At 63.9% G+C, this 22,953-nt stretch carries 23 protein-coding genes, 1 tRNA gene and 2 pseudogenes; 14 read left to right on the top strand and 12 right to left on the bottom strand.

The annotated features are described in order from the left end of the window. Positions 1-233: 233 nt before the first annotated feature. Positions 234-404, top strand: a complete 171-nt coding sequence (locus tag AAIH46_RS03970) for a hypothetical protein (protein WP_430304298.1) — start codon at positions 234-236, stop codon at positions 402-404. Positions 405-478: 74 nt separating this feature from the next. Here AAIH46_RS03970 and AAIH46_RS03965 read toward each other — a convergent pair whose 3' ends face one another. The 3 genes from AAIH46_RS03965 to AAIH46_RS03955 all read right to left on the bottom strand — a co-directional run bounded on the left by AAIH46_RS03965 (position 479) and on the right by AAIH46_RS03955 (position 1,665). Continuing rightward, on the bottom strand, positions 479-721 hold the full coding sequence (locus AAIH46_RS03965; protein ID WP_430304297.1) for a hypothetical protein: 243 nt from the start codon (positions 719-721) through the stop codon (positions 479-481). A 132-nt stretch (positions 722-853) separates the two neighbouring features. Next, positions 854-1,201 (bottom strand): DUF3140 domain-containing protein, encoded by a 348-nt coding sequence (locus AAIH46_RS03960; RefSeq protein WP_430304296.1) that lies wholly within the window; start codon positions 1,199-1,201, stop codon positions 854-856. Beyond that, entirely contained in the window at positions 1,198-1,665 is a 468-nt protein-coding gene (locus AAIH46_RS03955) for a pyridoxamine 5'-phosphate oxidase family protein (RefSeq protein WP_430304295.1), read from the bottom strand. Before AAIH46_RS03955 ends, AAIH46_RS03960 begins: the two co-directional genes overlap by 4 nt. 209 nt (positions 1,666-1,874) lie before the next feature. Here AAIH46_RS03955 and AAIH46_RS03950 point away from each other — a divergent pair, with 209 nt between their 5' ends. Continuing rightward, positions 1,875-2,777, top strand: coding sequence for a DMT family transporter (locus AAIH46_RS03950; protein WP_430304294.1), 903 nt, complete (start codon positions 1,875-1,877; stop codon positions 2,775-2,777). A 42-nt stretch (positions 2,778-2,819) separates the two neighbouring features. Here the strand turns inward: AAIH46_RS03950 and AAIH46_RS03945 are convergent, their stop codons facing one another. The 6 genes and pseudogenes from AAIH46_RS03945 to AAIH46_RS03920 form a co-directional block, all read right to left on the bottom strand. Then, entirely contained in the window at positions 2,820-3,449 is a 630-nt protein-coding gene (locus AAIH46_RS03945; protein ID WP_430304293.1) for a hypothetical protein, read from the bottom strand. Between the two features lie 102 nt (positions 3,450-3,551). After that, positions 3,552-3,628, bottom strand: a tRNA-Arg gene (locus tag AAIH46_RS03940). A gap of 224 nt (positions 3,629-3,852) precedes the next feature. Continuing rightward, positions 3,853-4,395 (bottom strand): hypothetical protein, encoded by a 543-nt coding sequence (locus tag AAIH46_RS03935; protein ID WP_430304292.1) that lies wholly within the window; start codon positions 4,393-4,395, stop codon positions 3,853-3,855. Positions 4,396-4,579: 184 nt separating this feature from the next. Further along, positions 4,580-5,398, bottom strand: a pseudogene (locus tag AAIH46_RS03930) (transglutaminase family protein); the annotation flags it as partial. A gap of 35 nt (positions 5,399-5,433) precedes the next feature. Continuing rightward, positions 5,434-6,375: an alpha-E domain-containing protein gene (locus AAIH46_RS03925; protein WP_430304291.1), complete on the bottom strand. Its 942-nt coding sequence runs from the start codon at positions 6,373-6,375 to the stop codon at positions 5,434-5,436. Between the two features lie 12 nt (positions 6,376-6,387). Further along, positions 6,388-7,797: a circularly permuted type 2 ATP-grasp protein gene (locus AAIH46_RS03920; RefSeq protein ID WP_430304289.1), complete on the bottom strand. Its 1,410-nt coding sequence runs from the start codon at positions 7,795-7,797 to the stop codon at positions 6,388-6,390. A gap of 309 nt (positions 7,798-8,106) precedes the next feature. Here AAIH46_RS03920 and AAIH46_RS03915 point away from each other — a divergent pair, with 309 nt between their 5' ends. Beyond that, a complete protein-coding gene (locus tag AAIH46_RS03915) occupies positions 8,107-8,979 on the top strand; it encodes a DMT family transporter (RefSeq protein ID WP_430304288.1) in 873 nt (290 codons plus the stop codon). 195 nt (positions 8,980-9,174) lie between these two features. Here the strand turns inward: AAIH46_RS03915 and AAIH46_RS03910 are convergent, their stop codons facing one another. Both AAIH46_RS03910 and AAIH46_RS03905 read right to left on the bottom strand, forming a co-directional pair. After that, on the bottom strand, positions 9,175-10,854 hold the full coding sequence (locus tag AAIH46_RS03910) for a DEAD/DEAH box helicase (RefSeq protein WP_430304287.1): 1,680 nt from the start codon (positions 10,852-10,854) through the stop codon (positions 9,175-9,177). Positions 10,855-11,195: 341 nt separating this feature from the next. Beyond that, positions 11,196-11,879 (bottom strand): hypothetical protein, encoded by a 684-nt coding sequence (locus AAIH46_RS03905; protein ID WP_430304286.1) that lies wholly within the window; start codon positions 11,877-11,879, stop codon positions 11,196-11,198. Positions 11,880-11,893: 14 nt separating this feature from the next. On the opposite strand from AAIH46_RS03905, the gene AAIH46_RS03900 reads away from it, so the two are divergent. Continuing rightward, positions 11,894-15,541 (top strand): response regulator, encoded by a 3,648-nt coding sequence (locus AAIH46_RS03900; RefSeq protein WP_430304285.1) that lies wholly within the window; start codon positions 11,894-11,896, stop codon positions 15,539-15,541. A 4-nt stretch (positions 15,542-15,545) separates the two neighbouring features. Here AAIH46_RS03900 and mnmD read toward each other — a convergent pair. Continuing rightward, positions 15,546-16,253, bottom strand: a pseudogene (mnmD, locus tag AAIH46_RS03895) (tRNA (5-methylaminomethyl-2-thiouridine)(34)-methyltransferase MnmD); the annotation flags it as partial. Between the two features lie 13 nt (positions 16,254-16,266). Here mnmD and AAIH46_RS03890 point away from each other — a divergent pair. The 10 genes from AAIH46_RS03890 (at position 16,267) to AAIH46_RS03845 (ending at position 22,948) form a co-directional block, all read left to right on the top strand. Beyond that, positions 16,267-17,466, top strand: a complete 1,200-nt coding sequence (locus AAIH46_RS03890; RefSeq protein ID WP_430304990.1) for an NAD(P)/FAD-dependent oxidoreductase — start codon at positions 16,267-16,269, stop codon at positions 17,464-17,466. A 96-nt stretch (positions 17,467-17,562) separates the two neighbouring features. Further along, complete coding sequence (locus AAIH46_RS03885) at positions 17,563-18,270, top strand: DUF1045 domain-containing protein (RefSeq protein ID WP_430304284.1); 708 nt, start codon at positions 17,563-17,565, stop codon at positions 18,268-18,270. Positions 18,271-18,366: 96 nt separating this feature from the next. Beyond that, positions 18,367-19,296: an allantoinase PuuE gene (gene puuE, locus AAIH46_RS03880; RefSeq protein WP_430304283.1), complete on the top strand. Its 930-nt coding sequence runs from the start codon at positions 18,367-18,369 to the stop codon at positions 19,294-19,296. After that, entirely contained in the window at positions 19,290-19,790 is a 501-nt protein-coding gene (gene uraD / locus AAIH46_RS03875; RefSeq protein WP_430304989.1) for a 2-oxo-4-hydroxy-4-carboxy-5-ureidoimidazoline decarboxylase, read from the top strand. Before puuE ends, uraD begins: the two co-directional genes overlap by 7 nt. A gap of 56 nt (positions 19,791-19,846) precedes the next feature. Beyond that, positions 19,847-20,137 carry a nucleotidyltransferase family protein gene (locus AAIH46_RS03870; protein WP_430304282.1) on the top strand — a complete coding sequence of 97 codons (291 nt, stop codon included), beginning with the start codon at positions 19,847-19,849 and terminating at the stop codon, positions 20,135-20,137. Continuing rightward, complete coding sequence (locus AAIH46_RS03865; protein ID WP_430304281.1) at positions 20,134-20,502, top strand: HepT-like ribonuclease domain-containing protein; 369 nt, start codon at positions 20,134-20,136, stop codon at positions 20,500-20,502. Before AAIH46_RS03870 ends, AAIH46_RS03865 begins: the two co-directional genes overlap by 4 nt. A 7-nt stretch (positions 20,503-20,509) precedes the next feature. Beyond that, the gene (locus AAIH46_RS03860; RefSeq protein WP_430304280.1) at positions 20,510-21,010 is read left to right on the top strand and encodes an ureidoglycolate lyase; all 501 of its coding nucleotides are present in this window, start codon (positions 20,510-20,512) and stop codon (positions 21,008-21,010) included. A gap of 11 nt (positions 21,011-21,021) precedes the next feature. After that, a complete protein-coding gene (uraH, locus tag AAIH46_RS03855) occupies positions 21,022-21,378 on the top strand; it encodes a hydroxyisourate hydrolase (protein ID WP_430304278.1) in 357 nt (118 codons plus the stop codon). Between the two features lie 4 nt (positions 21,379-21,382). Next, positions 21,383-22,129 carry a metallophosphoesterase family protein gene (locus AAIH46_RS03850; protein WP_430304277.1) on the top strand — a complete coding sequence of 249 codons (747 nt, stop codon included), beginning with the start codon at positions 21,383-21,385 and terminating at the stop codon, positions 22,127-22,129. Between the two features lie 156 nt (positions 22,130-22,285). Next, positions 22,286-22,948, top strand: coding sequence for a hypothetical protein (locus AAIH46_RS03845; RefSeq protein ID WP_430304276.1), 663 nt, complete (start codon positions 22,286-22,288; stop codon positions 22,946-22,948). Positions 22,949-22,953 lie beyond the last annotated feature (5 nt).

The raw sequence follows: 22,953 nt of genomic DNA, 5'->3' as shown, positions 1-22,953 counted from the left end.
GACTTGGAAGCGGTGCGCGGCGCCGCGCCGGGACCGTTTTGTGGCCGGTGCCAGAAGTGGCCCTGCACCGAGACTATTGCAAGTGGCCTCGAACCGAGCGGTCCGCCGTCGGTCCGTCGATCGACCTTCTGTACGGTTTGCGTTGAAAGCAAATGGTCCGATCTGCCCGCTGCCACTGGAAACACCGGGGCCTCGCTCCTAACTTCTGGCGGAGACCACATACGGTGTGCGCCATGGCAGACATTTCCCTCGTCGAGAAGACAGAAGCCGAGATCGAGATCATTCCCCCGACGCCGTCACGCGGCAGCGAGACGCGCATCTGCGCCTGTTGCGGAAAGCGCAAGGATACCAACCAGTTCGACGAAGACTGTTGCGGGATCTGCGAGGAATGTCTCTACGCCTGAGGTGGGCAACAGCTGAGGTCGCGCGACCTGCCAGCCGTCGATCTGCCAGCCCTTAGCGGCTCACTGCCGCGCCGTCAGTTGAAGTCGCCGGTTGTGCCCGTCCTGAAGACGATCTCGGGATCGCCTTCCTCGCCGACCACCGGGTCGCCCTGCCGCTTCCAGACCAGAACCCCGGCGTGGTCCTGCGCGAGCGCCTTCGCCTCGTCGATGGCTGCCGCTTCCGTCTCGACCTGCCGTGGATCGAAGGCACGAATGGCCTGTTGGCGTTCGTCGAGGTCGAAGGCGACGAGGAAGACACTGGTAAACGATCCTGGCATTGTTGATCCGGAAGCTCCTTGTTGCATTCTTTCAGTGCGGCATGCGGTCGATCTTGAACTGCGGTCGCGCGCACTTGCACGGCGCAGATGCGGCTGCGAGGGCCAGCGACGCGGGAGGCCCAGGCGACGACGTCAATCCTTCAGCGGATCATGGCCCCAGTTCATCAGGGAGTGCCGCCAGGTCGATCCTTCTCGATCTTCCTTCGGGCCGCCCTGTGCGAGATGGCGATGGACGTAGCCGACCACCTTTCGCATATGGGCATAATCGTCATCGGTGAGATCGGCTTTCGCCTTGTGCTTGATCTCGACGATGCGGCGGCCGGAATGATGGCCGATCGTCTCATCGGCTCCATCCTGCGTCCAACCGGCCGCTTTGCTCTCGTCGGTTGCCAGCCACCTGTCGAGGGCGGCCGGCGTCATGTTGACGGCATCGCCGAAATCCTTCCAGATCTTGTCCCGGTCGATGCCGTTGTCGCTCATACGGCGCCTCCGTCGGAGGCACTCGTGCCGCCAAGCGCGATCCGGCCGTTGTCCTCGCCGTCCCAATACTCGATGTTGCGCGCCGAGACCTTGATCAGAACGATGCCGGGCGTGTCGATGCCCTGCGGAAACCAGCGATCCAGGTCGCTCACCCAGTGTGCTTCAAACTGCGCCTTGTCGCGGATCAGGCTGGCGTTTCCGTCGACGGCAATGAAGATCCCCGGCTTGCCGAGCAGGCTCGGCGGCGCGGTAAAGGTCAGCGAAACGACGCTTTCGCTTTCGATCTCGCGCACCTTGCGGGTGTCCTCGTAGGAGAAGAACCAGGAATCGCCGTCATACTCGACGTCGCCGTTGTTGCTCATCGGGCGGCTGTTGATTGTTGCCGATCCGCCGGTGGTGTTGAACATGCAGAAATCGATCTTGCCGAGCTGCTTCGACAGCTCCTTCAAAGTCATGGTCGTCATCAATATCTCCTAAATCTCACAGGGTCAGAAACCGCCGAGGTTCGGAGTTGGTTCCGATGAAACCTCCGGAGGCCGCCGCACGCGAAGCGTCAGGATGCTGGAGCAGGTGACGGGAGCCTGTCCGGTCGTCGGACCGAATTCGGTTGCCCTCCCGGCCGGTTGCGTTCAAGGAGTGGCTCCCCGCAACGCGCATCTCAGCATTCCATCCGATGAAAACGAATATTGACGACGGCCGGCCACTTCTCGGGATTGCCCTGGCATCGGCCGGCTATGCCTGCTTTGCGCTTCAGGACGCGATCGTGAAATGGCTGGTGGCGGATTACGAGGTGCCGCAGGTGCTCTTCATGCGCAGTCTGGTGATCGTCCTGATCACCGGCGCGCTCGCCAGGCATCTTCGTCATCCGTCGATCATGAAGAGCCGCTACCGGGGCACGGTGGTGCTGCGCGCCGGGCTGATGCTCGTTGCCTGGCTTCTGTTCTACAATGCCGCCAAGCATCTGGGTCTTGCCGAGCTGACGACGCTCTACTTCTCCGCGCCGCTGATGGTGGTGTTCCTGTCGATCCTGGTTCTCAAGGAGACCGTCGGCGCCGGACGGTGGATTGCCTGCATCGGCGGCTTTCTGGGCGTGCTGATTGCTGCCAATCCCGCTCATTCGCCGAATCTTTTGCCTGCAGCGATGTGCGTCATCGCCGGCTTCTGCTGGGCCTGGAGCACGATCCTCATCCGCCTGGTCAGCCGCAGCGAAACGACCCTGACGCAGATGTGGGCAACGAGCCTGCTGTTTGCGCTCGCCTGCGCTGTGTCGTTCCCCTGGCTGTGGAAGACGCCGGACATGATGGGCTGGCTGCTGATGATCTGCCTCGGCCTCGTCGCGACGATCGGCCAGTATCTGCTCTACGAGGGCTTTCGCTACGCGCCGGCATCGGCTCTGGCGCCCGTCGAATATACGGGGCTGATCTGGGCCTTCGTCTACGGCTATCTGATCTGGGCCGAAATTCCGGCAGCCAACGTCTTCGTCGGTGCAGCGCTGATCGTCGGCGCAAGCCTGGTGCTGGTCATATGGGAAAAGCAAAAGCGGCCGGGTGGCGAGCGCGCCTCATCGACGCAATGAGGTGAGGGCCGGCGCGCATGCGCCAGCATCGCGCCGCCGCCGTTACCGAAGGAGGCCGTCGACGTCGAACTCGTCCCACCCTTTGAGCCTGGTGGGAGCCTCGGTCGAGGTGTCCTTGCTCGTTGTCTTTGCCTTGCGGGTCTTCTTCAGCGACCGGGTCAGCTTCGCCTGGTAGGCGGCTTTCAGCCTCTTCTCCGCTTTGGCCTCGGCGTCCTCGACCCGCCATTCGTCGACCGCACCCCGGTCGAGAAGGTCTTCAACCGCTCTGGGATCGTAGACATGGAAGGTGATCTGCCGGGCGCGGCCGTTCAGTCGCACGGTTCGCGTCCCGGCGCTTTGAAGGCGGCCGTCGGCAAGCCATCGATGCCGTTCGCTTGTCTTGATGGTCAGGATGTCCTCGATCTCGCGCGGAATCACCGGCAGGCTCGGCGCCTCCTCCACCGCCTTTGCGACGATGGCCTCGGCTGCCTTGAACGCCGATTTGTCGCTCGCCGGCATCGCAAGCGTCAGGTCGCTGCCTTCCAGGATGATCGACTTCTTCAAAGCCGACGGAAGCCGTGCCTGTATCTCCTGAAGAATACCCTTTGCGCGGACGAAGGACCCGAGCGTCGCCGCCGGCGAGAGCGTCCATGTCCGCAGCAGTTCTACTTCGTTCTTCTGGTGTTTCGGCATCACGCACAGTTGGGATCAGCGGCCGCCTTAGTCAACGAAGGAGCGCTATGATGGGAGAGGATATGTCGCCGCTCGATCAGCAGCATCAGAGGACCGGCAATGTGGCGCACCCGACAGGATTCGAACCTGTGACCTTTGGAATCGGAATCCAACACTCTATCCAGCTGAGCTACGGGTGCGTCTCGTTGGAACAGGCGGCGAAGCGCCGTTCCGGCCGGTGCGAGTTCATAACAAAGGTCGGCGGCGGCTTCAATCGCTAAAAGGTGGAAAAGCGCCGGCGGCCGGGAAAACCTTCGACGGTGGCTGAGGCGGCTCTGCTTCGTCGGGCAATGGGCGTGGTGGTCCATCGGAGTGCCACGGTGCGCCTTGCAATCTCTCTGCGTCGAACGGGGAGGCGCCAGGCCTAGCTGGATTTGCGGCCCGGCCTGTCGAAGAAGGCGCTCGCATGCGCGCCTCTCATTGCGCGGTCGACGGCGGCGTTGGCGAGCGTCATGCGGATCGTCGCGCGGTCGCGCAACTGCGGATGGACGCGGTCCGGATGGTTGTCGCGGGCAAAGCGCCGGCGTTTTTCGGCAAGAACCTCTGCGTCGTCCGTCGGCGAGAGACCGAGATCCTCGATCACCTGCGCCTCGGTCAGCCGCTCGAAACGGGCAGGCATTCCGGCATCCTCGGCTTCAGGACGCCCGGTCGGTTCCAGTGGGTTGAAGGGCGGACCGGCCGGCACGCGTCCTTCGTCGTCATCAAAATCCGGCACGGCGTCGGCCTGAAAGGCGCGGTAGGCGTCGCCGGCACGATGTTCACTCTCTGCCACTTCGACCGTCGCGACGAAGCCCGCCGGCAGGCCGTTCACCCGGAATGCAGGTTCGGGCGCAGTCGTCGGCTCTTCCGGCTGCTCGTGATCGAGCCGCGTCAAGATGGAGTCGAAGAGTGATCGGCCGAACAGCATGCAGGCTCCTTTTCGGGATGCCATTCAACCAGCCGGGGATGGCGCAGGGCTTGCGCGGCGGAGTTCAGGACGGATGGCAAGCTCTTCGCTCTGGGCGTGCTGGCCGGGGCTACTGCCCGGCCGCCGGGTCCTTCACACCGTCGGCGGCCTTTGCGAGCTGGCCCTGGCTCTGCGTCTGGCCATCCTGCGTCTGGGTCTGGCTCATGCCGGGCGCCTCGACGGTCAGCGATACGGTCAGTTCCTCGCCGCGCGTGCCGATGCGCATGCCCGACACCGGCGCCGCGTCACGGTAGCTGAGGCCGGTGGCGACGCGCACGTAACGCTCGTCCGGGCAGATATTGTTGGCGGCATCGAAACCGACCCAGCCGAGGCCCGGCACATGCACTTCCGCCCAGGCATGCGTCGCCACCTGTTCGGTCTGGCCTTCCATCAGCAGGTACCCGGAGACGTAGCGGGCCGGCAGGCTCATCAGCCGCGCCGTCGAGATGAAGATATGCGCGTGGTCCTGGCAGACACCGTTTTTCGCCTCGAACGCCTGTTCAGCGGTGGTCTCGGCATCCGTGGTGCCGGGCTCGTAGGCGACCGTGTCGTTGATCGCCTCCATCAGCGCGTGCATTCGGGCAAGCTCGCTGTCACCCTCGATGCCGCGGGCAAGCTCGCGCAGCAACCGCCCGGGCTTCGTCAACGGCGTGTCGCGCAGGTAGAGCCAGAGCGGCACGAAGCCGGTGTGCGGACCCACCACGCCGGTCCGGTCGATGGTATCGACCTCGCCGGAGGCGAGGATGCGGATCGTGTGCTCGCCGCCCTCAACGGACACGAGGTCGACGCGGTTGCCGAACTGGTCGGCATAGCCGGCTTCCACCTTGGCGCCCTCGACGGACAGCGCCCAGGACGACACCGTCTGCGTCGCGGCGCTCAGCGGTGTCAGCCGCAGCCGCTGCAGCGCATAGGCCACCGGCTCGTCGTAGCGATATTCTGTCGTATGCGAGATTTTCAGACGCATGCGGCTGTTCCGTTTCCCATCAATGCTCGCGCCGGTTACCGGTAGAAGCGGTAGCCTTCCGAAATATCGACGCTCAGCTGGTTGTTGCGGCTGATGAAATCCTCGAGAAATTCATGCAGGCCCTGGTCCATCACGTCGCTGATCGAGCCGCGTTTCAGCATCGACCTGATCGCACCCGCCGTCTCGTGCGCCTTGTTCCGCTCGCCGTAATCCTCCGCCAGATAGCCGAGATTGCTGACGATCTTTTCGTAGCAGTAGGCAAGAGAACGCGGCATGCGGCCGTTGAGGATGAGGAAGTCGGCGATGTTCGACGGTCGGTACTCCCCATCGTAGACCCAGCCGTATGAGCGGTGGGCCGAGACCGAGCGCAGGATCGATTCCCACTGAAAGTTGTCGAGCGACGAGCCGACCTGGCTGACTGCCGGGAGCAGCACGTAATACTTGACGTCGAGGATACGGCTGGTGTTGTCGGCGCGCTCGATGAAGGTGCCGATGCGCGAGAAGTTGTAGAGGTCGTTGCGCAGCATCGAGCCGTGGAAGGCGCCGCGGATGAGGCCGGCGCGGCGCTTGATGACGTCGATCGCCTCCGGCAGTTCGGCGGCGCGCACCTTGCGGCCGAGCAACTGCTTGAGTTCGATCCAGCACTCATTGGTGGCTTCCCATGTCTCGCGGGTGAGCGCGGTGCGCACCATGCGGGCGTTGTTGCGGCCCGAGTCGATGCACGACATGACGCTCGACGGGTTTGCCGTGTCGCGCAGCAGGTAGTCGATGGCGTTGGCCGCCGTCATCTTGTCGTGCACTTCGGCGAATTCGTCGCGCACGCCGGCGCTCTGCAGCACGCCGTCCCAGTCCTCGTCGGACGATCCGGCGCGGGTCAGCGAAACACGCATGCCGGCATCGATGAGGCGGGCGATGTTTTCGGCGCGCTCGATGTAGCGGAACATCCAGTAGAGGCCGTTGGCAGTTCTTCCCAGCATCAGGTCACGCCCTCAATCTTCCAGAACCCAGGTGTCCTTGGTGCCGCCGCCCTGGCTGGAATTGACGACCAGCGAACCCTGCTTCAGCGCCACGCGGGTCAGACCGCCCGGAATGATCTTCACCTTGTCGGAGACCAGCACGTAAGGGCGCAGGTCGACGTGCCGCGGCGCGATACCCTTGTTGACGAGGATCGGCACGGTGGACAGCGACAGCGTCGGCTGGGCGATGTAGTTGGACGGGTTCGACTTCAGCTTGTCGGCAAAATCGGCGCATTCCTTCTTCGACGCCGTCGGGCCGACCAGCATGCCGTAACCGCCGGAGCCGTGCACCTCCTTGACCACCAGTTCCTCCAGGTGCTCCAGAACATAGGCCAGGCTGTCGGCCTCGGAACAGCGCCAGGTCGGCACGTTTTCGAGCAGCGCCTTGCGACCGGTGTAGAACTCGACGATTTCCGGCATGTAGGAGTAGATCGCCTTGTCGTCGCAGATGCCGGTGCCGGGCGCATTGGCGATGGTGATGTTTCCGGACCGATACACATCCATGATGCCCGGGACGCCCAGCGCCGAATCGGCGCGAAAGGTCATCGGATCGAGAAAGTCGTCGTCGACGCGGCGGTAGAGCACGTCGATCGCCTCGTAGCCGCGCGTCGTGCGCATCTTCACCTTGCCGTCGATGACCCTGAGGTCGGAGCCCTCAACAAGCTCGACGCCCATGGTGTCGGCGAGGAAGGAATGCTCGTAATAGGCGGAATTGTAGCTGCCGGGCGTCAGCACCGCCACCCGCGGCCGACCGGTACAGCCGGGCGGCGCCAGCGAGGCGAGCGACTGGCGAAGCAGATAGGGATAATCCTCCACCCGCTGCACCTTGTTGCGGGTGAACAGTTCCGGGAACATCTGCATCATCGTCTCGCGGTTCTCCAGCATGTAGGAGACGCCGGAGGGCGTGCGGGCATTGTCTTCCAGCACGTAGAACTGGTCTTCACCGGTGCGCACGATATCGGTGCCGACGATGTGGGTATAGACGCCGCCGGGCGGCTTGAAGCCGATCATCTCCGGAAGGAAGGTGACGTTGTTCTCGATCAGCGCCCGGGGGATGCGGCCGGCGCGGATGATTTCCTGCTTGTGGTAGATGTCGTCGAGAAAGGCGTTGAGCGCCAGCACGCGCTGCTCAATGCCCTGCGCCAGCTTGCGCCACTCGCGCGCCGAGATGATGCGGGGGATGATGTCGAAGGGAATGAGCTTTTCGGAAGAATCCTCGTGGCCATAGACTGCGAAGGTGATGCCGGTCCGGCGGAAGATGTTTTCCGCGTCGCGCGATTTCTGCACCAGATGGGCCGGATCCTGGCCTTGATACCAGTCCTGGTAAGTCTTGTACGGCTCCCGCGGAAGATTTTCCGCCGTCAACATTTCATCGAATGCCAATGGTACGTTCCCTGGTTTTTGACCATAAGAATACAACGCTGATGGCAATGCAAGAAGCATGCTCGATGCTGGCCGATTAAATCGAGACGGCTCGACAGGTCGCGATTCGAGCCGGCGAATTCTTCGCCGACCCGGCTTTTTGCCGCCTTCGACGGGGGGTGGCGGGGAGCAGGATGCACGGGATTTTCTCGGGCCTGTTGTCAGCATTGCTTGAGGCAACGTTCAGAATTTCTCCTTTGACCGGAAAAACGGCGGCGGGTACCGGTTGCCTGCCCATTGTCGCGGCAGCCGCGGAGATCCCTTAGCCTCATGCTCGATCGCCTGGCCGCGGCCATCTTCGTCTTTCTCTGGTCGACCGGCTGGATCGTCGCCAAGGTGGCGGCGGCACATGCCGATCCGTTGACGTTTCTCGCCATTCGCCACGCACTGGCGGCCTCGGCTTTCGCGCTAGTGGCGCTTGCCTGCGGCGCGGCCTGGCCGCGGACCGGTCGCGAACTCCTGCATGCCTTCATTTCCGGCATTCTCCTGCACGGGCTTTATCTCGCCGGGCTGTGGTGGGCGATCGGCCAGGGCGTGCCGGCAGGGCTTTCCGGCATCATCGCCGGGCTGCAGCCGCTGCTGACGGGCCTATTCGCGCTGCTGCTCCTGAAGGAAAGGCTCGGCCGTGCCCAGATGATCGGTCTGGCGATCGGTTTTGCCGGCATCCTGATTGCGGTCTCGCCGCAGTTTGCCGATCTTGCCCGAACCGGGACGGCCGGCATTGCCTTCCCGGTGCTGGTAAACCTCGTCGCCATGCTGTCGGTGACGCTCGGCACGCTCTACCAGAAGCGCTTTCTCGCAGAGGGTGACCTGCGCAGCATTGCGGTCTTCCAGTATCTCGGCGCGCTCGCGGTGACGCTGCCGATGGCAATGCACCTGGAAGAGATGCGCTTCGACGCTACCCTTCCGGCAATTGCGGCGATGGCCTGGTCGGTGATCGGACTGTCGATGGGGGCGGTCGGATTGTTGTATTATCTCATTCGCCGCGGACAGGTGTCGCGTGCCGCTTCGCTCATCTACATGATGCCGCCGCTGGTGGCGGTCGAGGCGACACTGATCTTCGGCGAGGCGCTCAGCGCACCGATGGTGATCGGCACGGTGATCGTCGTTGCCGGCGTCTACATGGTCAACCGCAAGCGGTGAGGCCGCCGCGCGGCCGTCCTCGTTGAAATCCGTTCCGGTTGGCCTGGCATTCGTCGAGATCACCCACCCGCTGTCGTCCCGGGTCCTGCCGGGCATCCGCCGCAGTCATTCTCAGCTTCGACCCAACGGGCACGAAAAAACCCGCCTCCGTTTCCAGAGGCGGGTTGAACTTTTCAGTCCGAAGACGTGGCAGGCTTACGCGCGGTCACGGGTGCGACCACCCTGGCCGCCGGTGCCGCCTTCAGCGCCGAACTTCACCGGGCCGTCGTTGCCGGCAGGCTTGCCGGCGGGACGACCGCCATTGCGGGCCGGGCCGCTACGGGCCTGGCGCTGGGCGCCGGCTTCGTGTGCGCCGTGAGCCGCATGGCCACCCTTGCGTTCGCCGGTGCGCGGTGCGCCGCGGCCTTCGCCCGGGCGTCCACCGAACTGCTTCTTGGCAGGGCGGAAATCCGAGGTCGAGGTCAGGTCGTTGTCGGCCTCGAAGCGCGGGGCTTCCTCGCCACGACGCTGACCGCGGAAGTCCTCGTTGCGGTCGTTGCGCGGAGCGCGGTTCGGCCGATCGCCGGAGCGGGCGGCAAGTGCTTCGCCTTCCGGTGTGCGCGGACGGCGCGCCGGACGGTTTTCGGCACGACCACGGCTCGGGCCTTCACGGCCGCCTTCAGAGCGACCAGCGCCGTCACGGCCACGACCGCCGCCGTTGCGAGCAGGCTTGCCGCTGGAGCGGACCGGGCTGTTGAGCGTCGACGGACGTTCGCCGGAGGCGACGGTGATGTCGATGTTCATCAGCTTTTCGATGTCGCGCAGCAGACGCGTCTCGTCGGGTGCGCAGAATGCGATGGCGATGCCGTCGCGGCCGGCGCGGGCGGTCCGGCCGATGCGGTGGACGTAGGCGTCAGGCACTTCCGGAAGGTCGTAGTTGAAGACGTGCGTCACGCCGGGGATGTCGATGCCGCGGGCAGCGACGTCGGTCGCCACCAGTACGCGGATCTCGCCGTCGCGGAAAGCCTTCAGAGCGCGCTCGCGCTGGCCCTGGCTCTTGTTGCCATGGATCGATGCAACCTTGAAGCCAACCTGTTCGAGATGCTTGGACAGCTTCTCGGCGGTATGCTTGGTGCGCAGGAAGACCATGGCGCGGCCGTCCGGGTTTTCCTCGAGCGACTTCTTCAGGAGGTCGGTCTTGTCGTTCTTGCCGGCGACGAAGTGGACGAACTGCTCGACCTTGTCGGCAGCCTTGCCCGGAGGCGTGACCGAGACCTGGATCGGATCCTTGAGGAAGTCGGAAGCCAGATCGGCGATCGCCTTCGGCATGGTGGCCGAGAACAGCAGCGTCTGACGGTTCTTCGGAACCATCTTCGAAATCTTGCGCAGGTCGTGGATGAAGCCGAGGTCGAGCATCTGGTCGGCTTCGTCGAGCACCAGGTAGCGTACCGTGGTGAGGCCGATCGCACGACGCGAGATCAGGTCGAGCAGGCGGCCCGGCGTGGCAACGAGGATGTCGGTGCCCTTTTCGAGCTGCAGCTGCTGCTTGTTGATCGAGGCACCGCCGACGACGGCGTTGATCTTCAGCGGCGTGTTGCGGACGTAGGCCTTGAGGTTGACGGCAATCTGGTTGACCAGTTCGCGGGTCGGCGCCAGGATCAGCGTCCGGGTCGTGCGGTTGTCAGGACGCTTGGGGTCCTTCAGCAGCATTTCGATGAGCGGGAGGCCGAAGGCGGCGGTCTTGCCGGTGCCGGTCTGGGCGAGGCCGATCATATCGCGGCCTTCGAGGAGCTGGGGGATCGCCTTTTCCTGGATCGGGGTCGGCGTCTCGTAACCAAGCGCAAAGAGAGTGGCTACGAGCTGCTTGGCCAGGCCAAGCTCTTGGAAATTCGTCAAGTCGAATACCTTTTCGGGGCGCCGTGAGCGTACCGCCGAACGAGCACCATGCCGTCCGGTCTGCCTTTGGCGTCAAGAACCCCGCGTGAAGTGGGAACTTGCAAGTTGGAAAAACTTTCCAGCGCTTAAACCCTGAATGCCAGGGCGATCTATCTTTGCGCCTTATTCCTTCTTCGCGGTCATTTACTGAGGCGGGGCCAACTCACGCGGCGGCCGGAAGGTGAAAGCTGGACTGCATTTGCTGCTTCGCACACCAAAAGTCAAGGGCCGGTGCCGAAATGAAGGCGCCCCGCCTGTCTTCAGCAGACAGACGGGGCGGTGAAGGCGGGGTGTCGAGAAGATCAGTATTGCGGGCAGACGCGGACGCGAAAGGCTTCGCCCCAGCCGTTGTCGCGCCATTCGTAATGGCAGCGCGGCGCCGGAGCAGGGCGGTAATAGCTTCTCTCGTACATGGCATGGCGCGGCGGGGGCGGGACGTCATAGGCCGGACCATCATCATAGACCGGCCCGTCGTCGTAGACCGGTCCGCGCGACTGGGAGGCGATAGCCCCGCCGATCAGGCCGCCGGCAAGACCTGCCGCTACGCCCGCCAGGATTTCATCATGACGATGATGATCGCGTGCTTCGGCTGCCGGGGCAGTGGCAACGAGAGCGCCGGTCAGGGACAGCGCAACGAGCCCTGAGGTGATGGATGTTCTGAGGAAGGTCATGGCCTTGTTTCCTTTCCCGCGGATTTGTTCGGGGACAGCAAGAAGATCATCCTCGATGAGGGCAAAATGATGGAAAAACAACGTGATAATGCTGAACGGCTGTTCATCTTCAAGCCCGTTTCGACACGTATTTTTGGGCGAAACACGGCCGCTGAGGCCGATCTGGGCCGAAACCGAGCGGAAATGCGGCGGATGTATGCCTGGGGCTCGATTGTCGAGACTGGGCCATCCCGGAACAGGTGGCGGCGCTGCACTGGTGCAATGCAACCAGCCGTTAACCATATCCGTGCGATGGCATTGATCCTGTAGCATCACGCGAATTGCCTCCCATGGCGAACCGCGGTCCGGAGGTAGCGGTGGAATACGACGGCGAACTTCTGCAGCGAGCCTGCGAGCGGATCAACGACCTGGACTTGCCCGCATTCATCAAGGACGGCGCGCTGCGGTACGTCGCGGTCAACGATGCCTATGCCCGCCTTCGCGATGCCCGCCGCGAACAGTTCCCCGGCCACTCGTGCCATGCCTTCCATGGCTTCGCAGAGGATGAGGATCTCCAGGAAAAGCAGCGTCGCGCGCTGGTCTTCGGCACGGACGAGACGGCCCGCTGCATGGATGCGGCCGGCCGGCTGGAGGCCGAGGTGCGAATCGAGCGCTTTCTGTCGGATGATGACCAAGCCTATCTGTTCGCCGTCTTCGAACCGGTCGAGGCAGAGGCACCGGCATCGCCTGCGGTGACAGAACTGATCAGGGGCGGCGTCAGCCTGGATATGCTCGGCAGCACGCTCAACCTGCTGGAAGCCGGCATCGGCATCTTCAGCGAAAACGACGAGCTGCTCTACTTCAACGACGAGTTTGCCGATTACTACCGCTCCCAGGGTGTCGAACTGCAGCTGCAGCTCGATCTCCGCACCGTCCTTTGCGCTGTTTATGACCATCGTGTTCGGCCGGATCGGATCGAAGCACAGGTCGCGTCTGCCCGCAGCGACTGGATCGCCGAGCGGATGGAGCATCTGCGGGCCGACCAATGGCAGGCAACCGAGCCGCTGCCGGATGGCCGCTGGCTGCGCAGCGTCAACAAGCGCCTCGCGAATGGCTGGCTGATCCTGCTGCGCCTCGACGTCACCGAATTCAAGGTGCAGGAGATGCGGCTGGCGAAGAAGGTCGAGGAGACGGAAATCTTCCGCGCGGCTTTCGAGGATCTGCCTGTTGGCGTCTTCCTGCGCGACAGCCAGCACCGGCTCGTCTATGCGAATGCCGCCTTCGAAACGCTGACCGGCAGGCCGCGCGAGGAGATCCTCGGCTTGACCGAGGAGGAAATGTTCCCGAACAGCGCGCAACGGTTCCGGGCGCAGAACTCGAGCCTGCTCGAAGATGGTGGCACGTTGGAAAAGGCGGAGGAAATCATCCTGCCGGACCAGAGCGTGATCGCCGCCATCGCCAGGATCGGGCGGATTTCGACGCCGGCCGGCGAGCCCTACATCGTCGGCTCGATCACGGACGTGACGCGCATGCGCGAGGCCCAGAAGACCGCCGAACAGCTGCATGACGAATTGCAGGCTATCCTCAACTCGCTACCGGTCGGCGTTGCGATCATCGATAGCGACATGCGCATCGAATACGTCAACGCGACACTGGACGAGCTGTGGTCGCTGAATGCGGGCAGCCGTCGCGACTGGGTCGGCGTCGCTTACCGCGACTTCGTCCGGGACAATTTCGAGCGCAATGTCTATGGCGACCGGAACCGCGATTTCGACCGGTTCTACGACGAACGGCTGGCGCTGCTGCGCTCTGCCGGCGAAATCCCGCCGTTCGAGATCAGTCATCCGGCCAACCGCCAGATCATGATGTCGCGCGATCACCTCGCCGACGGCAAGATGCTGCTCAGCTATGTCGACATGACGACGATGCGCAGACGCGAGCAGGAGGTGCGCGAGGTGCGGGCAGCGCTCGATGAGCGCGGCGTGATGATGCAGGATGCGACCAGCGTCATGTCGCAGGGCCTGCTGATCCTGCGCGACACCAACCTTGCCTTTCTCAATGCCGCGATGCCGAGCGTGCTGCAGGTGCCGGCCGAGCTCCTGCAGGTCGGCCGCACGTGGCATGCAGCCTTCGACTATATGATGGCGCGCGGTGACTTCGGGACATCGGAGGAGGCTGCCGAGATGCTCGCCGGCTGGCGCCGGCAGGCCGAGACGGGGGCCATCGCTGCGTCCTTCCACATCGGCGGCGAGCGCTGGATCGATCTTGAGATCAACCTCAGCGGCAACGGCAACTGGCTGGTGGTGGCAAGCGACGTTACCGAGACCAAGCAGCGCGAACAGGAATTGCAGCGCCTGCTGCAGCGGGCCCACTCGGCCGACCGTGCGAAGTCGGAATTCCTCGCCAATATGAGCCACGAGATCCGCACGCCGATGAACGGCGTCCTGGGAATGGCCGAGCTGCTGTCAAAGTCCAACCTCGACACCCGGCAGAAGACGTTCACCGATATCATCGTCAAGTCCGGCACCGCGCTACTGACGATCATCAACGACATCCTCGATTCCTCGAAAATCGAGGCCGGGCAGATGAGCCTGCGCAACGCCCCCTTCGATCCGGTGGACGCGATCGAGGACGTGGCGACGCTGCTGTCGTCGTCTGCCGCGGAAAAGGATATCGAGCTTATCGTGCGGGGAGCTGCCCTCCATCATACCGTGCTGGGTGATGCCGGACGGTTCCGGCAGGTGATCACCAATCTCATCGGCAATGCCATCAAGTTCACCGAGCAGGGGCACATCCTCATCGATATCCAGTCGGAGCTTCAGTCCGACGAGACGATGCAGCTGTCGGTGCGGATCGAGGATACCGGCATCGGCATTCCGGCCGACCAGCTGGACACGATTTTCGACAAGTTCTCGCAGGTCGACGGCTCGTCTACCCGACGCCACGAAGGTACCGGGCTGGGGCTCGCCATCACCCATGGATTGATCGAGCTGTTCGGCGGCTCGATCGCTGTCGACAGCGAGCCGGGCGCCGGCTCGGTGTTCACCGTGCGCATGCCCTTCACCATCGCCAGCGAGCGCCGGCTGAACGAGGCAGTCCCGCAGAGCGTCCGGAACGCCCGGGTGCTGGTGATCGACGACAACGAGATCAACCGCAAGATCCTCATCGAACAGCTGACGATCTGGGGCTTCGACTGCGTTGCCGTCGAGAGCGGCCGCGAGGGCATCGAGGTTCTGCGCGGGGCGGCCGGCATGGGTATCGCCATCGATGCGCTGATCCTCGACTACCAGATGCCGGACATGAACGGGTTTGCCGTGGCACAGCTGATCCGCAGCGATCCGCTGATGTGCGAGGTGCCTATCCTGTTCCTCACCTCCATGGATACGGCAAGCACCAATGCCTCCTTCCAGCTTCTCAACATCGACGCGCATCTGATGAAGCCGGCGCGGGCGCACCTGCTGCGCTCGACGCTCTCCGACGTCATCCGCACAGGCCGGGCGCAACGGCGCAACCGGCAAGCCGGCGTGGAGGGACCGCCTGCGCTGCCCGCTGCGTCGCCGCACCCGATCCTGACGCTCGTCCATACCAGCGCCGAACCCGGGCTCGACGTGCTGGTGGCGGAGGACAATGAGGTCAACCAGATCGTCTTCACGCAGATTCTCCAGGCGACGGGGCTGAAGTTCCGGATTGTCGCCAACGGTGCGCTCGCCGTCGAGGCGTGGCGTGAGCAGAAACCCGGGATGATCCTCATGGATGTCTCGATGCCGGTGATGAACGGTCATCAGGCCGCCCGCCGGATCCGCGAGATCGAGATGCAGGAAGGCGGCCACGTGCCGATCGTCGGGGTCACGGCGCATGCGCTGGAGGCCGATCGCGATCTCTGCCTGGCAGCCGGAATGGACGACTACCTGTCGAAGCCGATCAGCCCCGAGCTGCTGGAGGCAAAGATTGGCCAGTGGCGCCGGCAGCGGCGTCCGGCAGAGGCTTCACGCGGCTGATAGGGGCCTTGAGACCGCGCAGCATTTCGCGCTTTCCGGCAAAGCCCGGAGCCCGCTCGACCGCAAATCCCGCCGCCTGAAGATTGCGGCGGACGAAGCCTGCCGCCGCGTAAGTGGCAAAGCTGCCGCCATCGACCGTCTTGTCGAAGATGGACTGCATCAGGACCTGCGACCACATGTCGGGATTGCGCGACGGTGCAAAGCCGTCGAGGAACCAGGCGTCGAACGGCACCGCCTGCGGCACCGTCGTCTCGGCCTTGCCGCAGACGACGGTCAGACGGACATCCTCCGTCAGATCCAGATCAATGGTTCCGGCGGGTCGCTGCGGCCATGCGGCAACCAGCGCCTGGCGCTCGCGGTCGATCTCGGGCCAGTGTGACAGGGCGCGATCGATGTCTTGCGCCTGCATCGGGTAAGCCTCGAACGACGTGAAGTGCAGCCTGGCGTCCTTGGGCGAGGCCGTTTTCCACTGGCGCCAGGTTTCGCAGAAGTTGAGGCCGGTGCCGAAACCGAGCTCGCCGATGCGGAACGGACCCGGTCGCATGAACCGCCCCGGCAGGTCATTGCCGGCCAGGAACACGTGCCCACACTCCAGGCGCCCATCGGTCTGGCAATAAAAGTGATCGCCAAAGGCCGGGGAATAAGGCATATCGCGGTCGCGCCACTCAAGCGCTTCGCCGCTGGCCTTCACGTTCGCATCGGGTTTCGTCATGGCTCACTTCTCCTTGGGGCAAGCCGATAGTCCCGTCTCCGCGCCCGGTCAATCAGACGATCTTCCGGCCACCGTCGAGCTGTTGGTCGTCGGCGGTGGCGTCATGGGGCTTTGGGCGGCGCTGAAGGCCGGACGCATGGGCATAGAGACGCTTCTGGTCGAGGCGGAACGACCCGGCTTTGGCGCAAGCGGCGGCATCCTCGGGGCGCTGATGGCGCATATGCCCGACCGCTGGAACGACAAGAAGCAGTTCCAGTTGGACGCGCTTGTTGCGCTGGAAGGCGAAATCGCACGGCTGGAAGGCGAGACCGGCATCTCCTGCGGCTATCGCCGCTGCGGGCGGCTGATCCCCCTGCCGAAACCGCATCTGCTGCCGATCGCCGAGGGCCACGCGGCCGATGCGGCGCAGAACTGGACGGTCGGCGAGCGACGTTTCGGCTGGCAGGTCCATGACCAGTCGCCTCTGCCGGGCTGGCTGTCTCCGGGTGCGGCTGCCGCAGGCGTTGTCGAAGACGGTCTTGCCGCCCGGGTCGCGCCGCGAAGCCTCATCGCCGCGCTGACCGCCGCAATCGACCGAACGGCTAATATCCGGCGCGTCAGCGGGACCGGTGTCTCCCGTCTCGATCCCACCTCTGCTCGACTGTCCGACGGCCGGTTAGTCGCGTTCGGCCACTGTATCGTCGCAGCCGGACCGCACTCCTTCGAGCTCCTGTCAGGCTTTGGCGGCAAGCTATCGCGGCCACTCGGCCGTGCGGTGAAGGGGCAGGCGGCGCTGCTGCGTGCCGATGGTCTCGATCCCTCGCTGCCGGTGATTTTTCTGAACGGCCTCTACATCGTGGCCCACGAGGACGGGCATGTGGCGATCGGCAGCACCAGCGAGGAGGAGTTCGACGACCCTATGGCTACCGATGGCAAGCTGGACCGGCTGATCGAACGGGCGCGCGACCTCTCGCCATCGCTCACCGATGCGCCGGTCGTCGAACGCTGGGCGGGGCTGCGGCCAAAGGCGATCGACCGTGATCCGATGGTCGGTGCGCATCCTGATGCGCCGCAGATCCTGGCGTTGACCGGCGGCTTCAAGGTCAGTTTCGGCATCGCCCACCGGCTTGCCGATGCGGCGCTCGCCCAATTGTCGGGAAAGCCTACGGATCTGCCGTCGTCGTTCTCGCTGCAGCACCACCTGGAGGTTGCGTCGGCCAGTCCAAAACCCTGATTCCGTGTCGTCAATCTGTCATGCAAATCACCTAGATCCTCGGCAAACGAGGCGTGTCGCAGCATGGCGCGAGATGCCGGCCCAGGGAGGTGCAGGATGCGTTACGCCATCAATTTCACGCCGCCGGCCAGCGATCCGCTGACGGTCGCCGCCTCGCAGTGGCTCGGCCGAAACGCCTTTTCCGGCGATGCAATGGACCTGCCGGCGATCCGCGGGCTCGACCTGCACGAGATCGCCTTCAACACGGCTCTCCCGAGACGCTACGGTTTTCACGGCACGCTGAAGCCGCCGTTCCGGTTGGCCGACGGGATGAGCGAGCCGATGATGCTGCGCCAGCTGATGCATTTCGCCGGCCAGCAGCAGCCGCTGCGGTTGCCAAAGCTGGAGATCGCCCGGATGGGGAACCGCTTCGCGCTGGTGCCGGCCGGCCCGTGCGAGGAGCTCCACCTGCTGGCCGGTGCCGTAGTTCAGCAGTTCGACGTGTTCCGCGCGCCGCTCACGGAGGCGGAGCTCGAGCGCGCCGACCCGGACCATCTGTCGGCCTCGCAGTTCTCCAACCTCTGCCGCTGGGGTCACCCGCATGTGATGGACGAGTTCCGCTTCCACATGACGATGACCGGCACCGTTGGGCCGCAGCAGATGGAGCGCTTCGAGCAGGTGATGCGGCGCTTCTTCGAGCCCTTGCTCGATCGGACGCTGGAGGTGACGAATGTCGCACTGTTCGTCGAAGCGGAGCCAGGTGCCCCCTTTGTCGTTCATTCGCTGCATCCGCTCGGCCGCGTCTCCGCACGTCGGATCGCCTGAGGTCTCGCCGACGAAGCTGTTGCGGCGCACCAATCCGTCTCGACATTTGGTTCGGCGATGCTACCGTCAGGCCTCTGTTCCGGAAGGTGATTTTCGATGGTGGCTGAACCCTATCCCCGCAACCTCGTCGGCTATGGACGCAACATTCCCGACCCGCAGTGGCCCGGGGGAGCGCGCGTCGCCGTGCAGTTCGTCATCAACTACGAGGAGGGTGGTGAGAGCTCCATTCTCGATGGTGACCCGGCGTCGGAAAACCTGCTTTCGGAAATCGTCGGTGCCGCCGCCTGGCCGGGCCAGCGCAACCTCAACATGGAAAGCATCTACGAATACGGCTCGCGCGCCGGTTTCTGGCGCCTGCACCGGCTGTTCACCAGTCTCGGCGTGCCGGCGACCGTCTACGGCGTGACGCTGGCGATGATCCGCAACCCGGATGCGGTGGCGGCGATGAACGAGGCCGGGTGGGAGATCGCCAGCCACGGCTATCGCTGGCACGAATACAAGGACTACTCCGAGGACCTGGAACGCCAGCACATCCTGGATGCGGTACGTCTGCATACGGAAATCGCCGGCGAGCGCCCCTACGGCATGTACCAGGGAAAGCCGTCGACCAACACGCTGCGGCTGGTGCAGGAGGAGGGCGGCTTCCTCTATTCGTCCGACAGCTACGCCGACGACCTGCCCTACTGGGTGGACGGTATTGGCGGCAGACTGTTCCTTATCATTCCCTATACGCTGGACGCCAACGACATGCGTTTTGCCACGCCGCAGGGTTTCAATGCAGGCGACCAGTTCTATACTTACCTGAAGGACACCTTCGACACGCTTTACCAGGAAGGCCTGGAGGGCGCGCCGAAGATGATGTCCGTCGGCCTGCATTGCCGTCTCGTCGGTCGTCCCGGTCGCATCGCCGCGCTGAAGCGCTTCATGGAATACGTGCTCGGTCACGACAAGGTGTGGATCCCGAAACGCATCGAGATCGCCCGCCACTGGCATGAGCACCACAAACCGGATGCTGATCGATCATGACCCGCAACGACTTTGTCGACCGCTTCGGCGGCGTCTTCGAACACTCGCCTTTCATTGCCGAGCGCGCCTATGACGACGATCTGGTGCGCGGCGAGCATCTCAATGTCGACCGGGTGCACGCCGGCCTCGTCGCCGCTTTCCGGGTTGCGAGCGACGAGGAGAAGCTCGGCGTCCTGCGGGCGCATCCCGATCTGGCGGGCAGGCTGGCGATCGCCGGCGAACTCACCCAAGACAGCGCCCGCGAGCAGGCCGGCGCCGGGCTCGACCGGCTGTCACCGGAAGAGCATCAGCGCTTCACCGACCTCAACAGCGCCTATGTGGAGAGGTTCGGGTTCCCGTTCATTATCGCCGTCCGCGGGCTTGGCAAGGACGATATCCTGACTGCCTTCGAAACACGCATCGGCAACAGCCGGGACGACGAGTTCGCGACCGCCTGCGAACAGGTGGAAAAGATCGCCCTGCTCAGGCTCGAGGACCTGCTGCCGTCGACGTGAAGATCGGCTTGCCCGGTTTACCACATCGCCTATGGTGGGCACGAAGGAGTTGTGCCATGCGGCCATCGGAAGTGCTGGAGAAAAACCGGGAGGCCATTCGCAGGCTTGTGGCCAGCCGTAAGGCGGCGAACCCGCGGGTGTTCGGGTCCGTCGCGCGCGGCGAGGATCGCGACGACAGCGATCTCGATATCCTGGTGGATACCCTGGAAGAGACGACATTGTTCGATCTTGGCGGGCTTCAGCACGACCTGGAAACGCTGCTGAAGCTGCGCGTCGATCTGGTGACCAGCGGTGGGCTTCGGGCCGGACTGCGGGAGCGGGTGCTGGCTGAGGCGGCCCATATATGAGTAGCGACGGCGGCCGACTTCTCGATCACGTCGAACAGATGGAGATTGCCGCCGAGAAGGCGCTGTCCTTCGTTGCCGGGATGTCGAAATCAAGTTTCCTCACTGACGAAAAGACGCAGATGGCAGTCGCGATGGCGCTGGTGATCCTCGGTGAGAACGTCACGCGCATCCTTGCGCTCAATCCACATATCGACACCGAACATCCGCAGGTGCCGTGGGTCAAGATCAAGGGCATGCGCGACCTCGTCGCTCATGATTATTATGAGCTACAGTTAGACGTCGTCTGGAAGACCTTGCAAGATGACCTGCCACCGCTCCTCTCGCAACTGCGCATGCTGCGCCAGATCCGCGCTCAAGGTGAATGATCCCGACATGCCCCAGACCCTGACAATCCGGCCGCTCACACGGGACGCTTTCCTTGCGTTCGGCGAGGTTCTCGAGGCGGATCCGTCGACCATGAAGCTGATCAATGGCGGGAATACGCAGCGATTTCACGCGCTGGCGCAGGCGGAGGCGGAAGGCGACGGAGCCCGCGTCATCCTCAACATCTTTCGCGGGCAGCCGCGCCGCTTTCCCTACGAGCTGACGATGATGGAGCGCCATCCCTTCGGCAGCCAGAGCTTCTCGCCGCTCTCCGGGCGACCTTATCTGGTGATCGTGTCGGAAGACGAAGGCGGTCGGCCCGGAAAACCGCAGGCGTTTCTGGCGCGCGGCGACCAGGGCGTCAACTACCGCCGCAACGTCTGGCATCATCCGCTGATGACGCTCGACGAGGCGAGCGATTTTCTGGTTGTCGATCGTGACGGGCCGGACAACAATCTGGAAGAGTTCTTCTTCGACCAGCCATTCCTGATCCACCAGCCTTCCCTTTGAGCGAGCACCCCATGACCGGATTGACTACCCATGTTCTCGACACGGCGCGCGGCTGCCCGGCGCAAGGCATCGTCATCGATCTGTTCCGGCTCGACGGAGACAGTCGGACGCAGATCACGTCGGTGGTCACCAATGGCGATGGTCGCGTGGACGGCGGGCCGCTGCTGACCGGGGACAGCTTCAGGACCGGCACCTATGAGCTGGTTTTCCACGCCGGCGACTATCTTCGCCGCAGCGGTACCGCCCTGCCGGAGCCGGCTTTCCTCGACGTCATCCCGATCCGCTTCGGCATTGCCGACACCACGGCGCACTACCACGTGCCGCTGCTGATTTCGCCCTACGGCTACTCCACCTATCGTGGGAGTTGAGGCGATGCGGTTTGCGGCGATCGCCGACATCCACGGCAACTGCGAAGCGCTGGATGCGGTGCTTCTCGACATCGGCGCCCAGGGCATTCCCACCAATGCCATCGTCAATCTCGGAGACTGTTTTTCCGGGCCGCTGGACGCGGCGCGGACTGCCGAGCTGCTGATGTCTCTCGACCTCGTCACGGTGCGCGGCAACCACGATCGCTACCTCGTTGAGCAGGATCGTGCGGGAATGCATGTGACGGATGCCGCGGCCTACGATCAACTGTCCCCCGAACATCTGGCGTGGCTCGAAACCCTGCCGGTGTCGACCGTATGGCACGAGGACGTCTATCTCTGCCACGCGACGCCCGGCAGCGATACAGTCTACTGGCTGGAGGCCGTGACGCCGGAGGGTGTGGTCCATCAGAGGCCACTTGCCGAGATAGAAGGTCTTGCGCAGGGCGTGACGCAGTCGCTCATCCTCTGCGGTCACACGCATCTGCCGCGTGCGGTGCGCCTCTCCGACGGCCGGCTGATCGTCAATCCCGGTAGTGTCAGCTGCCCGGCCTATGAGGACGACCAGCCTGTCCCTCACCGGGTCGAGGCAGGCACGCCGCTGGCCACCTATGCCATCCTCGAAACGAGTGGCACGGACTGGACGGTGACCTTCCGGCTGGTGCCTTACGACCACATGAGCCAGTCGCGTCTTGCCGCAGAAGGGGGAAGGCCGGAATGGGCGGCAGGTCTTGCCACCGGATGGCTCGGCTAAAACCATCCCGGTACCGATCGGCGGGGTCATCGAGGCCAACAGCGCCCGAGACAATCAACTTACGCTTGTGCCTTTAATCTTTTGCGCGTATCTCTGTATCTAGACAACCAGAGGTTATTCCGGTGGTAGAGCGCCGGATACGCAGAGGATCGGATCATGCTCGACAGATCGGCCGCCGACGCCCTGATGGAATTCATGCAGCTCTATGGCAATATCCGGTTGCAGTCGACCTCGGCAACGGTCGTCACCTATGCCGGCACCCTCTACAACGTTGACGGCAGTACCTACGATCCGAAGATCGGCGGCGTGACCTGGAAGCAGTTGCTGGTGAACAGCGGCATCAACGGCAACTGCTACGTGACGGCCCCTCTGCCGACCGTCGCCTCGTCGCATCCGGGCTTCGATGTCGGTGGCCACATGACGACGAACAGCCACGGCAAGGTGGTGACCGGTCAGAGCTGCTACCTGATGCCGCTGTGCTCCTGGCACAACAGCACCTCGCGCAACCACCAGGCCTTTAGCCATACCCAGACACGGATGCTGGAGCTTTCCGGCTACATGCAGGCGGAACCGGCAGCCACCTTCCTGGCGCGCATGCCGACCGATGCCGCCTATGCGCTGGTTGGTGCCGATGGCCCGCAACTGTTCACCGCCGACCTTGCCGAGCCGCATGTGGACGCGCTCTGGGGTGACAGCCGGGACGCGGTCGAAGGCGGGACATTCCCGGAATACTATCTGCTTTTCCGGCAGATCCGCGAAAACGGCGTCATCAGCTACGTCATCGACAGTTCCCGGCTACCGGAGGCGACGACTGGCTGATGCAG

Origin of the sequence: Rhizobium sp. 0TCS1.26, from assembly GCF_050455525.1 — a bacterium.
Taxonomy (GTDB): Bacteria; Pseudomonadota; Alphaproteobacteria; order Rhizobiales; family Rhizobiaceae; genus Neorhizobium.
The sequence above is the reverse complement of the archived record's forward strand: the minus strand, read 5'-3'. Positions and strand labels throughout refer to the sequence as shown.